This window comes from Flavobacterium sp. GQ95, assembly GCF_059758655.1.
On sequence record NZ_JCAXEB010000026.1, the window covers coordinates 16,290 to 30,971 of the forward strand.

A 14,682-nucleotide genomic window follows, 5' to 3' on the forward strand; every position below is an offset into this window, starting at 1 on the left:
TTTAATTAGCTTATATTTTTAAATCTTCTTTTTGATCTATTTGAAGTAACTTTTTTAAAAAGGTTAGAAGTTTGTTATTTTTTTAGAGTCTTGGAGTAAATTTTATTCTTATCCAGATTAACCATTGGTCGTAGTACAGTGAGTTTTGAGTTATTGCTATATTTTGATAAAAATAAAATAATCAAGCAGATCAGTCTCCCTTTTTTTAATTTTCATTTGTGAGTTTTAACTTATGTTTTAGGTTTGATTGATGTTTTGATATAAGTTATCACTCGATTTGTTTATCGTACTACTCATGTAAAGAAAAATTTGAACATAAGGGATTGAGAATTAACATTAAATTAAAAATTAAGTTACATGTGTATATGCAAGTAGTGTATTTTCTTTTTTTGATTGCTTTATGGTATTTCTTTGGATTTTCAATATTAACTACGGATATAAAACTTGTTTGAAAGTTTAAATATAATTAATTACGTGTTAAAAGTTTGATAAAAATGTTTGCGATCTAATATGTTTTTAATTTGATTAATAATCTTTATGTAAGAATAAAATTGTTTTTTTTCATCAGTATGAGTGTTAAATAATTTTTATTTAGTCTTACTACAATTTTTATCAAAATTATTAATATAAATAAAAGATTGGTTAATAATTTTCTATTGTTCTGTTGGTTTAGTTCTCATTATTTTCACAATTATCTAAACAAGTTGAGGATTTGAAACAATTATATTTTAGCTAAAGTTGGTAGCACTTCGGCACATTTTAACGAAAACAAAATAACTAGATATTGAGACAAAAACTGAAAATTGGATTTAATCCCTTGGAAAGATAAACCACAGTGATTAAGAATTTAAAATTATCAATTTCATTTCTTATAAAGAAAATAATGAGAATTAAACTATTCAAACATATTTGTCCTGTGAGTATAATGATGCTTTCTTATTTGGGAATACAAGCTCAAACCGAGGTTTCAGGAGATAAGTGCGAGCATATGACATTGTTCGAACTTTTTAAGAAAAAGGACTCAATTTTGGTTGTTAAACCAGTTAAAAACAGTTTTTTTTTGGTAATACCTGTTATTGGGTCACAGCCTGCAACAGGATTTGTATTTGGAGGTGTTGCACAATATACTTTTAAAGGAAAACAGCTTAAAGATAAATATTCAATTGTGAACTTGGGGATGACGTATACTACAAAAAAACAGTTGTTGATAAATGCTAAGAATAGTGTTTTGTTAAAAAATAACAGAATATATCTCAATGGTGATTATCGCCTTTATCTTTTTTCGCAAGCAAATTATGGGCTAGGAACCAATATTATACCGGCTGAAAGAGAAAATCCTGATTTTGCTCTGGAAAGTATCCAACAGCCAATGGATTACAATTATTTCAAGTTTCACCAGTCTATGTCATGGCAAGTTAAGGAAAATTTTTATGTTGGAGCAGGAATTGATATAGATTGGTATTCTTCCATAAAGGATAAGAATCTGGATTTAGAAAATGGACAATATACTTATCATTATCAGTATAGCCAAAAAAACGGATTCGACGATTTGGAATATTTTGTAAACGGAGTTAGTTTAAATTTGGTTTATGACTCTCGTGACAATCAAGTTAATGCAAGAAAAGGCACCTTTGCTAATCTTAATTTCAGGTTTAATCCTGACTTGTTTAATAATCAGAAGACGAGTCAGGTTCTTTATACAGAATATAGAAGATTTATTCCACTTAGTGTGAAAAATGATAGTTATATTTTAGGCATTTGGGCGTATGGACAATTTGTTACTGGTGGGAAAGTACCCTATTTGAACTTACCGGCACTAGGCTGGGATCAACGAAGCCGAAGTGGGGAAGGATACACACAAGGGCTTTTTAGAGGAAGTAATATGATTTATTTTTCTTCGGAATTTAGGTTTCCAATCACCTGCAATCAATTATTGAGCGGAACTATATTTACCAATTTTATAACAGCAAGTAGCAATGATATTGATGTAAAGCTTTTTGAATACATCCAGCCAGCGGTTGGAATTGGTTTAAGAATTTTAATCGATAAAGCTACCCGTACCAATCTGGTAATTGATTATGCGTGGGGCCGGAATTCAAAAGGATTCTATCTGAATGCTGGAGAAACATTTTAAAGATTGTGATAATTTTTAGTAATAAATGTATCTAATTCAAATTGTGAAAAACTATAAAATAGAACCATGAATTACAAAATGATAATTATACGAATGTTAATTATGGCATTTGCCTTATTGTCTCAAATAACTTTTTCACAAGAAGTTGCAATAATGGCTGTGCCTGAAATTATAAAGGATACTAATGAAGAAAATTTTTCTTTAGAGAATCAAAATGATGATTTGTATTTGTATAAAAAGTCAAAACCAACTCCACCTTGGTTTGTAAGACGTTTTAAAGCAACAATTGGATTATTTATACCGGTTAACAGTACTAAAATTAGGGTTGGGAGCAATGACGATTCATTTGGAACTGAAATCGATTTAGAAGATAATATGGGATTTAGAAAAACAACTACTACATTCTTAGGAGGTTTGCAATGGCGTGCTTCCCACAGGTCGAGATTTGATTTGGGATATTTTCATCTCGATCGAAGTACAATACATCAATTGCAAAAAGAGATTGAGTTTAGAGATCATATTTATCCTGTCAATGCAAGTGTAAATTCTTATTTTAAAATTAATATGTATTTATTCTCATATGGGTATGCATTTTTGCTAAAGCCAAAATATGAATTGGGGCTTATGATAGGAACACACACCTTGGGAACTAATATCGGAATCAAACTGGCAGGAGAAACTTCACAGGTTAGTTATATTGACAGTTTTAATTTTACTGCTCCTTTGCCAGATGTTGGTATTTGGGGAGGCTATTCCTTTGCAGACAAATTTGTTGTCAATGGTAACTTAAATTACTTTTCAATTAAAGTAAATGATTTTAAAGGAAAAATAGTCAGCTATAACTTAGCCGTTATGTATCAGGTTCTTCGTGATTTGGATCTTTCTCTGGGATTCAACGGGATGAATTTCACAGTGGATGTCGTGAAAAATAGACTTGACGGTTATCTTAAATGGGGATATAATGGTCCTTTATTGACAGTCTCATATGCTTTGGGGAAACGAAATCCATTTGAGTAAATGTAATTATACTATAAGCAGTTTGAAATTAAATTAGTTAGTTTTTTAAGTTATATGTATGTTCTAGACATAAATAAATTTTTAAAGAAAAATGTGATATTACAAATGATACGAGTACTTGTTTTTCTATTACTGGTCTTTACCTTGAATCAGTATGCCCAAACAGATAAATTAAACCAATTTTGGAATGAGTATGCTTTTACCAAAGATTTAAGCCAGAAGTGGGTATTAGAACTTAATATTGGATTAACAACAAGTAGTACTGGTGACGATAGTAATATGTTTTGCAATTTAACACAGGCTTATGGTAGATTGTGGGCGCATTACAGACCAGACGCGCGATGGAAAATTTCTTTTTTTTATGCTTATTATTCTAATAAAAATGTTCCGGAAATAAATCAAAGAGAAGCTCCTGAAATTAGAATGGCAGTTCAGGGAATGTACCGTATAATGAAGGAAGGGAAATGTAAATTAAATGTAAGAGGGAGGTTTGAAGACCGTAATCTGTATAATGACAATGGATATTTTGAAACAGTAATGCGATTTAGAATTCAGTTAAGGACAATTTATTGCTTTACAAATAATGAAAACACAATGGATACATTCTATGGTTTTCTTTCAGATGAATTGTTTTTTAAGAGTAAAAGTCAGGTAAGTGGCCCTGATGTATTTGATAGAAATCGGGCCACCTTAGGGGTAGGTTATTTTTTGAATAGTAATACGCAGATTGAAGTTTCTTATGTTAATGAAATTATGCCCAGAGAACCTGTAAATAAGTTAGTTAATGCGATTCAGTTAAGTGTTGTTTTTAATGATTTTTTACCCAATTTAATTAAATCAATGGCTCAGAAAAAGACAATTTTGGAATAAATAGAAAAGTAGGGGACACCACGTCGAAATGTAAACTCTTAAAAGTAAATATCTAAGAAACAAGGAATGCTTTACAGCTCATTATCAATTATAAATATTAACCAATTAAAATTAAAATTATGAAAATGAAACAATTATTATTTGTATTTTTTTTAAGCTCACTGGGAGCTTTTGCCCAAAGTTCAAGATCTTTTCTCTTTAATTTATATGGAGGCTACACCTTTTCAGACAAAGTAGAATTTGATAATTCATATGCGAAAGTCGAAGACGGTTTTGAATATGGAGCAGGTCTTGAATATTTTTTCATAGAGAATAGCTCTATAGAATTAAAATACAACAGAATGGATACTAAATTGCCATTATATGGACCTTTAGGAACACAGCTTAACGCAGGTGATGATAAGGGTGCCATAAATTATATATTGGCGGACTATACCCATTATTTTGGTGCAACATCTCAAAAAATGCAGCCATTTTTGGGGGCAGGTTTAGGTATTTCAATTCTTGAAACTCCACAAAGTGGCAGCGGAACTTATTTTGCGTGGGAAATTAAAGGTGGAGTCAAAATAAAAACGAACTCTCCATTATCAATCAACCTCAATGCATATCTGCAATCCATGTCGGCAGCAGTAGGTAATGATTATTACTGGACATACTATGGACTTGTCGGGGTAACCGATTATGTATCTACCTACCAGTTTGGTTTAGGAGCATCATTAAGTTACGATTTTAAGAAAAAAGTAAGTAAATAAACAAAACCCTTTAATAAATTTTAACAGATTAAAAAATTAAATTATGAGAAAAATCCTTTTATTACTTGTATTTGCTTTAACAGCAGTAAGTTACGCTCAGTCAAAAGATGATGTAGCCATTATTCAGGCTATATACGGTAAATCTAAGGCTGATGTAGTCAAACAATATTTAAATTTAAATGCAGTTGAAACTGCGTCATTTCAACCTGTGTATGATAAATATGAAGGAGATAGAAAAGTACTTGGTCAGAAAAAAATCCAAATTATAAAGGATTATGCTGATAACTACGATACACTTGATGATGTGAAAGCTGTGGAATTGACTGAAGCCAACCTAAAAAATAATCTTGAGGTAGAAAAACTTTTGTCTTCAACGTTCCATAAGGTTAAAAAAGCAATTGGAGGTATTAATGCTGCTAAATTTGTTCAACTTGAACAATATCTGCAGGTGACTGTAAGGTCTGAAATTCAAGAGTCTATTCCTTTTATCGACGAATTGGATAAGAGTAAGACAGAATAACAGTAACAATTATCAGGCCTTAAATAATATTTTTTAGGCCTGATAATTATTTGAAAATCATTTGGAATTCAGGCATACACAGAACCCTATAACAAAATGGAAGGATGCTTCTTTTGAAAATAATACTGCAATAAATAACTTCTGCCTTATTATGAAGAACTACACAATATGTAAAAATTGCGAGACAGATTTCATGGGTATTTATTGTCCGATTTGTAGACAGCCAGCCAACACAGGTAGGATTACCTGGAGTGAGCTAGGACATCATGCAATGCATGCCTTTTTTCATGTGGACAGGGGATTTTTCAAGACAGTTTATGAAATGTTTTTAAGGCCAGGAAAAACGATACGAGACTATTTTAATGGAAAACGCGGTTTCCACTTTAATCCATTTTTCTTTCTAATTCTTTTAGGCGGAATTACATCATTACTTTTTTCTGTTTTTCATATAAATCTAATTGCAAAAAAAGTTGATACCGAATCAATAGAGAAAATAAATCCGGTTTTTGCACATAAACACTTTACAATAATTGGAACTGTCATACTTTTTTTTCTTACCTTGACAGACTTTATTTTTTACCACAGGAAAAAACATACACTTCCTGAATTACTTGTTTCGAATGCTTTTCAAATTGGTGAAATGTTGTTTTTCTTAATTTTGTCAATTCCTTTTTTGTACCTACAGAATTATATTAACGCTCAGTATCAAAGTAGTTTTGAAATAAGATATATAATCCTGTTCATTTTTTATAGCTATCTTTTTTTTGTACGCTATCAATTATATTATACCAGGCCTAATTATATGCTGATTTTTAAAATTATAATTCAGCTCATTCTATTATTTGCAGTTGTCCAATATAGGATTTCCAAATCAATTATGGAAAATTTGTAGTAGCAGAGTTGTAACTGCAAAAAAGTTATTGAATATTTTTTAATTGATATGATACTTGGTTTAATGCACAGAATATGTTAATAGCAGTTTATTACATGTAATTAGGATATTTGTGTTTCTATTGTATATTTCATCCTTTCATGCTTACAGAATAGCAATTTGGTTTATACATACAAAGCAGATAAATAATCATTTGTTAGGTTCATTTGTAGATGTATGGCTTAACGTTCTAAGTTAGATTTAAATAACAGAATGTCATTTATATTTGAATTCCGCATACCTATTGCAATCCTCTGTTTATTATTCACATAATATTTCTCATCAATGTTTCTACTAGGTTTTCAGTTGGGCATAGGCCGATAAAAATATAATAATTTGGCTACATATTGGTAATCTTGCCATTTGTGGTGTTTTTAATTTTTAGCATAATGTGTTGAAGCTGACCGATAAGATTTAATCAAATACCAATTTTAACATTTCACAAAAAGTTGTACAAAAGTAAAATGTGAAACAAATTATTTAGCAATAACAATTACATCTAGTATTATGAAAATTTTTTTTGTACCCTATTTGGTCATAACAATAAGTTTGCTATGCCAATGCGTTTTTTCTCAGTCTGAAAAGGATGCCAAAGAGCTTGGTTTACCTGGAGACAATCTCGATTTGTATGCTGTTCTTACCTTGTTTCAAAAATCAAAAACAATAGAAGAATTTGAAAAATCTTTAAACGAGCAAAAGACCGGAATCAACAACATGGATTTGAATCTGGATAAAAAAGTTGATTTTATAACAGTGACCACTAAAAAAGAAGAAGAATCTTTTGCATTTATACTTAAGACAGCGGTTAGTAAAACAGAAATACAAGATATCGCCGTTATTATTGTTGATAAAGATAAAAGTAGCAAGCTGACTATACAGATTATCGGTGACGAGGATTTGTATGGAAAAAATTACATTATTGAACCTGCTAAAACAGCCTCTCCAGCAGTAACTGCAAATCCTGCTTATATTGGTACTGAACCGGCAGCTGTAAGTGTTCCAGCGACAACTGTGGTCGTGGTTGAAACGGTTCCAATAGTTCAATATATTTATTCTCCAGTTTATGTACCGTATTATCCTCCTTATCATTATGGATTTTATCCTCCATATTTTACAGCATTTGCTGTAATTACAGTAGGAGTTTATCGACATAACAATTATTATCATCATGGAGGTTATTATGGGGGGCATTATTATCATGGAGGAAATACTGTTGTAATACACAATAATAATGTTTATAACAATTACAATAAAACTAAAATGAAATCTACAACTGTAAATGTTAATACTTCCAAGGGGAGATATAATACAGCAACAAATAATCAAAACATATCACACACACCTGCTCCAACTACAAATAGAACAAATCAACCCCTGCTAAGCTCAATGGCAGGCAAAACAAATAACGCGAAAACAAATCGTAGTGCTTCTCAAAATATTAGCCAAACTAAGGGCACAAGAGGTGGAAGAAGGAGGTAGAAGAATGTTTTAAAAGTTTTTTGGTTTTGGTGTTACAAATAATAAAAGATTAATACGAATATATTTATATCGATGATTATGAAAACTGAATTTATACGATTATTTAGACAATATCTTTTGTTTGTTTTGATATTTATTACAACAAATGTTATGGCTCAACAAAGTATTTTGAAGCAAGTTGAAAAACCAGAAAGCAAATGGGATTTTATATTAGAACCTTATGTAATGTTTCCAAATATGAGTGGGACAACAGCAGTATCTTCTTTACCGGAAGTAGAGGTTGAAGCTGATCCAAGTGCTATTCTCGATCAGCTTGATATGGGTACCATGCTGTATTTTGAAGCTTCTCATAATAATTGGTATTTTTCATCGGACCTGCTTTATATGAGCCTGAAACAAGGAGTCAAATCAGGAACAATAATTCAAAGCGGCGAGCTAGAAGCAAAACAGTTTGCTTGGGAGCTTGCGTCAATGCACAAGTTACTACCTAAATTAGATACTGGTGTTGGTTTAAGGGTAAATAGCATGTATATGGGGCTAGACCTAATGCGAAATGTGGTTGGAGGCAGCGAAGCACTTAAAAAATCAGCTTCGGAGACCTGGATTGATCCAATATTAATAGTTCGTTATAGAAGTGATCCTTCCTGTAATTTTATTTATCAGTTGCGAGCAGATATTGGCGGATTTGGAATTGGGTCTGATTTGGCATGGCAGCTGCAGGCGTACGCAGGTTATAGATTTTCAAAGCTTTTTCAGCTTACAGGAGGTTATAGAGCAATTGGAATGGATTACGACAAAGGAAGCGGTAAAAATCATTTTATGTATGATATAGATACATTTGGCCCAGTTGTACAATTTGGGTTCAATTTTTAAGATAATTATTGTATCAGGTAAAAACAATGTATGATAAAAAATTTGAAAAAATTTTTTATCATACATTGTGATGTGAAAATTTATCAAAGAGTTAAAAAGAGGAAATTTTAGTTTAGTGAAATTTTTTAAATGTATTTCCTAACTTGGATCAATAATAATCCAATTGTAATTTTTGATTTAAAAGCTCTCAACAATACTAAATAGTTATGATTTATTGAGCAATAATTTTTTATGCATGAATTAATAATTGGTTTAATTTTTAAATCAAAACAAGGTTTTTATATTTAGTAATTTATCGAAAGAAGAATTAAAGAGATTTTATAGAAAATTGAAATGATTTAAACTTAATTAAAACTGTTATCTATTTAGAATCTGATTATGTTTTATTTTTTGAATCTATTCTTGAAGATCAAATAATTTATTTACAGCTCTGTTAGTTTGCTGTAAAAATAGTCAGTAGGTATTATTCTGTCTATTGTAACTGGTTCAATACTTCTTTTTATAGGAATGTATCCAACATTAATTCGCAACTCACTTGCTATTTAGATAGAACTTATTACAAATTATACTCTTCAATTTACTTACTTGATACAGTATTGCAAAATTAAGTGAGCTCTATTTTTGAGTTTTGCGAATTTATTCTATGACGAACAACTACTGGAAACATAATTTTTTAGTACAACTAAAAGTAAGATTACGTTAGCATTAATTTAGCAAAGTTTAAAATTTCCATTGGTGAATACTATTAAAGGTCACTGTATAGGTGATATAATATAGTTATTGAACGTGCCTTTTCTCATTCTAAACACAGAATGGGATATGAAATATTGTTAAAAAAGATACACATATCTAAGTATCTTAAAGATTTAAAATAATATAAAAAGTTTTAAATTGTCGATTTTAACTTCGCTAATGTTTAAAAAACTGTTTTTCAAATCTTGCAATAAATCACGTAAAGTCAAAAGAAGGTATTACACTACAGAACTTAGATAAATTAAAAAAACTTTTGTTTATTTTTATAATACTGAATACTTTTCTGGATAGAAGAAATTTATTTAATGTTTTTATTATATTTTATAACTATATGTAAGCTTATTAGTGAGCAGGATTTACATAATTAGAATTATTATTTCCTTTTTGAACTATTTTGTTCTTTTGATTAAAGCAACAATTATTCAGAACCAAGAATAATATATTGGTTTGATATCAGGAAGTGCTACAATTGCTCGTCTAAAGTTTTATAAATCAAAACCACATAGCTTTTATTTTGTTTTCAGAGGGTTTACTTGTACCAATCTAAATGCTATCGTAATTATTATAGTAAAGATGATTCTGTTTTTATCACAATTTCTTAAATATCGATAGCTTTGGTTTGTCAGAAAGATCCACGGATTAGTAAATGCAAGAAATCTTAAGTTGCGTATTGTTTTTTTTGTTAAAAAAAATCTTATATATATTGTTGGAAATATGTATATTTTATTACAATTTAGATTTAAAAACAGTGTTGACTATTAAATTAATAATTTATATTAAGATATCACGATAAATTTGTAATTTTTAACAATTTTACTATTGAGTTACTAAACTTGTAACAAATCATTTGGCGTTAAATCATATATTTTATTTTTTATTTAGCATGAAATTTCTAACAATTTTAATTTGTTTCGGTACATCAAATATTAATGATAAATTTAGATTCGAACATATTGTATTATTAAATAAATATTTACTGTTAGTAACATTAATCCAATTTAGAAATTTTATATTTTTTAGCTTTGTGAATCCCATAATTGCGTTTAAGTCGATTGTAATATTATTTTGTGTTATTACTTTATTATTTTCTAAGTTGAAATATAATACTTCTGCAAAGACTATTGTTAAAATTTTATTTGGTTCTGATTTGTTGTTTAATGTTTCGAGTTTTGAGCTTGAAAAAACATCCGCATTGCCATATATATTGTATATATTGTCAATTTCGTATCTATTTGATTATAAAAAAGATAAGAAAAATATTGTTGTTGTATTTTGTGTAATGATTTTTTGTTTTTTTTGTAATGTTTTTCCCGATTATATTTTTAATAGTAATTTCGATATTTCTGAGTATGCTAAAAGTAGATTTTATGTTTGTTCATTAATGGATACATTCTTACTACTTTTGTTTAATATTTATTTTATTAGTACAAAAGAAGGTGCCATCAAGTTGTTCGATATGAATCTTTTTGGAAATAAAATAATTGATAAAAATATTCCTAAAATAATTAATATTGATGAGTTGAAAAAAATAATAGATCTAGGTATGAATAATGATCCTCTGTTCCTTTCTACATTTAAGGAATTTTATCCTAGTTTATTTGATAAAATAGAGAAAATTGCTCCATCTATTACGATTAGTGAATTAGAATTTTGTGCATATTTAAAATTGAATTTTTCTACGAAAGAAATTGCAGTTTATACTAAAAGTACGGTTAGAGCAATTCAAGCAAAAAAATATAGAATTAGGAAAAAATTGAATATTCCTAATGATGATGATATTAATGTATGGATAATGAGATTGTAAAATTTAAGTATTTGTAGAGTTATTCTCAATCAAGGTATAAACTATGAAATTATATCCGTATTGCTATAGAAACATAGTGTTAAAATTTGGACGGTTTCTTGTATAATGACATTAATATAATTTTATCAAGGTTGCTGTCAACTATAGATCCATATTTGTGTTGTGTCCAGATTATCATCCTTGATGTTTTTTAAATAGATTTGCCTGAGCACTTTATATTGGAAGAAATCAGTAGGTATCAGTAGTGGTTGTACAAATGGGATAAGTTTCCGCTTATGTAAAAATGGTAACACATACAATATTGCTTATTATGTTTTATAAAAGTGGTTACTGTAGTAGACGCTTTCACGAATCGTGTTATATTAGTTGATGTTTTAATCTCTATTACTTTTACTTTAGATTCTTTTCAACTTCAATATTGAATATCCTCTTTTGACCAAATATCTCATCAATGTTTATTACTTCAATCATTGTATTCAATAGAACAATATAAAAGTAGAGATAAATTCTATGACTTTGAGCAAGTAAAATTAGATTGAATTCCAACTCCTTCGCTTTTCTTTAAATTTTCCTTTTTTTCATACTTTATTAAGAAGAAAGGTTGACGTTTTTTTTTTTTGAAAAAAACAGATGATCTGATTTTTTACAGATGTTAATTTGTTTCTTGTCTTAATATTTTTGGAGGGAACTATATTGATTTTTTTGTAATGTAATATCTTTCAAAGTAATATTTTTTTTAATTAGAATAAGTTTTTTTAGTTAGATATTTCTTTCAATATCCATTTTAACATTTAATAGTACTCAGTACTTGGTTAAATGCTTCGTGAATTATAGTAATGAAAAAAAATGAAATACACGTGTATATTCGTGCATGTGTTTTTTCTTTTCCAATTCTTCTAAAGTGTTCCTTTGTGAAGTCATTTAATTCATCATTGAAGCTGCAAAATCAATTTTAAGTTCAATTATAAATTTTGAGTAGTCAAACGAATTTGATTGAGTACTTATGTGTGTCATATGTTAGTTGAAAACTCTAATGCTAACTACTTTTTTTTAAATGCAACTTATTAAAATTGATTACTTAAGACTTTTAATTACTGTTTTATCTGATAATCATTTAAACCCTTACTAGGAAAACTTAATTGAATTGATTTATAAGTATTAACTATTTTGAAAGTTCAATTGTTTTGTAAACTTATTCTGTTCTAAATAATTAATTGTTTAACTAAAAAAAGAAAAATGGGAATTAAAAAACTACTTATTAATTACGGTACTGAAAAATTAGATAATGAAATTGATATCGAACATAAAATGCTCTTGAATAGCTATGCTATTTTAATAGTATTGATAGTCGTGGAGCACTCGATATTTAATTTTTTTATAATTAAATCGATAATTGCTTTTAGGTCACTTATTATTTTTTTGTGCATTTTAATTCCTTTGTATTCAAATTTGAATTTGAACTTGAAAAGCAAAGTATTGAAAATAAAAATAACGATAATTGAAATTGTTGCAAGTTTGATAATCTTTTTTTCTACTTCTTCCTTTGGATTTGATGCAGGTATAAGTTTATACTACATACCTTTAATTTTATCATTACCTTTTGTGTATGATTTTAAAGAGGATTTAGGTGAAATTGCATTGATTTGTTCTTTTGTTTTTACAGAGCTTATTGTTAATTATTTTACAAATCATAGTTTGTTCGTTAATCCTGATATTACAGAAAAAATGAGTCGCCAAATTTTTAATATTGTTGTAATAAATGTTGTATTGCTGCTAATTTTAAATGTTTATTTTCTATTTAGAAAAGAAACAGTTTTAATAAAGTATTATGAACAAAATAAAGAAAATGAAAAAAAACTACAAACAATAAGATTGCAAAAAGAAGCTGGAACTGAAGAATTAAAAGAAATTATTAATCTAGCAATTAATCATCAATCGCTATTTCTTCCAAAATTTAAGGAATTTTATCCTGAGTTTTGTGAAAAAATAATTGAAATATCTCCTAATATTGTAGCTAATGAGCTTGAGATTTGTGCGTACTTAAGACTTAACTTCTCTACGAAAGAAATTGCTACTTTTACCCGTTCTACAGTAAGAGCAATAGAAGCGAAAAAGTACAGAATTAGAAAAAAAAGCGGTATTCCAAAAGAAGATGATATTAATATGTGGATGATGAATTTGTAAATTCTTATTTGTGTTTTTTAAAAATCTCTTATGGTTAGGCTGTTAAATCATTTTGATTTTGGAAAAGATTTTAAAATTAAAAATTGAATTTCTAAAATTAGTTAGAATATCTTACGGTATAGGAGATACATTTAGAGGAATAGCCTTATCTACAAAATGACAGATGTATTTCTGTAAAATCGTAAAGAATCGGGAGGGTGATAAATCAATTCATCTTCGAATAAAAGGAGAGCTAAAGAAATGTAACAAAAGAGCCTTTGTGGTGTGAGTTGCAAAAGTTTTTTTTATGATAGCTGTACTGCGTTATAAAAGATGATAGTTTTTTGTACAGCTATTTAATTTCTTTTAAGTATATTATTATATGATTATCTTGATAAAACAAAAAAGTATAAAGAATTTGGCGATAGAGCAATTGGTTTATTAGTATTTCTTTTTACACAGTAAAGAGTAAGTTGTATCATTAAAAAGTTATTGATTACAGAAATAATTTCAGCGTACTTCACAGTTGAGTTAGTAAAATGATTAAGTTTAAATGATGATAGCTGTTGTGTTCTAGTGAGGGATTTAAATTTCATTTTTTGTATAGTTTTTGTGCTTCCTTTTTTCTTAAGGAAATTGTTGTATTTTACTGTAATTAACGTTTCTTTTTGTTATTTGTTTAATTACAATTTTAAAATTTACTTGTCTGTATCTATTACTAGTGCTTGAATGGATAATTTTCTTGAAAAATCCCTAGTGGTTCTACTCAATAGAAAGAAAGAATATTTTCAAAGTGTTGGAAATATTTGACTTGAAATGTATTTTATCTACACGTGTATTCTTGCGTGGGTATTTTTTTATAGCTAATAGTTTTATTGATTTTATTTGCGAGGATAATTTCTATTAAACTTTACATTATGAAAAAACTTTATTTGATTTACTTAACAGTTGGTGTTGGTGCAGTATCTCATGCTCAAGTTGGGATAGGTACTCCTGTGCCTAATATGTCTTCGCAGCTCGATATCGTTGCTACGAATAAAGGACTTTTAATACCTAGAGTAGCATTAAATAGTACAACTGATGTTGCTACAATAAAAAATGGCAATATAAATTCTCTTATTGTCTTTAATACAGAAGCTATAGCAGATATCGTGCCTGGTTTTTATTATTGGTATAATGATAGATGGCATAAAATTGTTACTTCATCAGAGGTTAAATCAACTATTGGTGTGGTTGTCTTTAATCCAGTTACAAACAGTTTTAATTATATTGATAGTACTGGTAGTTCCCAGGCTTTAAATTTAGGAGCACAAGGTCCGAAAGGGGATATTGGGAAATCAGCTTATGAAATTGCAGTTGCTGGAGGATATACAGGAACCGAGGCAA

The 14,682-nt window shown here is 28.6% G+C and carries 11 protein-coding genes; all 11 read left to right on the forward strand.

The features are described from left to right. Nucleotides 1-883 precede the first annotated feature (883 nt). Complete coding sequence (locus AC6CH4_RS25295) at nucleotides 884-2,134, forward strand: BamA/TamA family outer membrane protein (RefSeq protein WP_498107994.1); 1,251 nt, start codon at nucleotides 884-886, stop codon at nucleotides 2,132-2,134. Nucleotides 2,135-2,200: 66 nt separating this feature from the next. Further along, complete coding sequence (locus AC6CH4_RS25300; protein ID WP_498107996.1) at nucleotides 2,201-3,151, forward strand: hypothetical protein; 951 nt, start codon at nucleotides 2,201-2,203, stop codon at nucleotides 3,149-3,151. Between the two features lie 105 nt (nucleotides 3,152-3,256). Beyond that, nucleotides 3,257-4,021 (forward strand): DUF2490 domain-containing protein, encoded by a 765-nt coding sequence (locus AC6CH4_RS25305; RefSeq protein ID WP_498107998.1) that lies wholly within the window; start codon nucleotides 3,257-3,259, stop codon nucleotides 4,019-4,021. A gap of 125 nt (nucleotides 4,022-4,146) precedes the next feature. Continuing rightward, on the forward strand, nucleotides 4,147-4,773 hold the full coding sequence (locus AC6CH4_RS25310; RefSeq protein WP_498108000.1) for an OmpA family protein: 627 nt from the start codon (nucleotides 4,147-4,149) through the stop codon (nucleotides 4,771-4,773). Between the two features lie 43 nt (nucleotides 4,774-4,816). Then, nucleotides 4,817-5,293 carry a hypothetical protein gene (locus AC6CH4_RS25315; RefSeq protein WP_498108002.1) on the forward strand — a complete coding sequence of 159 codons (477 nt, stop codon included), beginning with the start codon at nucleotides 4,817-4,819 and terminating at the stop codon, nucleotides 5,291-5,293. A gap of 271 nt (nucleotides 5,294-5,564) precedes the next feature. Then, nucleotides 5,565-6,185, forward strand: coding sequence for a DUF3667 domain-containing protein (locus tag AC6CH4_RS25320; protein ID WP_498108014.1), 621 nt, complete (start codon nucleotides 5,565-5,567; stop codon nucleotides 6,183-6,185). Between the two features lie 546 nt (nucleotides 6,186-6,731). Next, nucleotides 6,732-7,703 (forward strand): hypothetical protein, encoded by a 972-nt coding sequence (locus AC6CH4_RS25325; protein ID WP_498108004.1) that lies wholly within the window; start codon nucleotides 6,732-6,734, stop codon nucleotides 7,701-7,703. 78 nt (nucleotides 7,704-7,781) lie between these two features. Next, nucleotides 7,782-8,576, forward strand: a complete 795-nt coding sequence (locus AC6CH4_RS25330) for a hypothetical protein (RefSeq protein ID WP_498108006.1) — start codon at nucleotides 7,782-7,784, stop codon at nucleotides 8,574-8,576. Between the two features lie 1,846 nt (nucleotides 8,577-10,422). Beyond that, nucleotides 10,423-11,133 (forward strand): helix-turn-helix transcriptional regulator, encoded by a 711-nt coding sequence (locus AC6CH4_RS25335; protein WP_498108008.1) that lies wholly within the window; start codon nucleotides 10,423-10,425, stop codon nucleotides 11,131-11,133. Nucleotides 11,134-12,369: 1,236 nt separating this feature from the next. Beyond that, nucleotides 12,370-13,317, forward strand: a complete 948-nt coding sequence (locus tag AC6CH4_RS25340) for a helix-turn-helix transcriptional regulator (protein WP_498108010.1) — start codon at nucleotides 12,370-12,372, stop codon at nucleotides 13,315-13,317. Nucleotides 13,318-14,213: 896 nt separating this feature from the next. Next, nucleotides 14,214-14,682: phage tail-like protein (locus AC6CH4_RS25345; protein ID WP_498108012.1), on the forward strand; the 469-nt coding region annotated here is incomplete at its 3' end.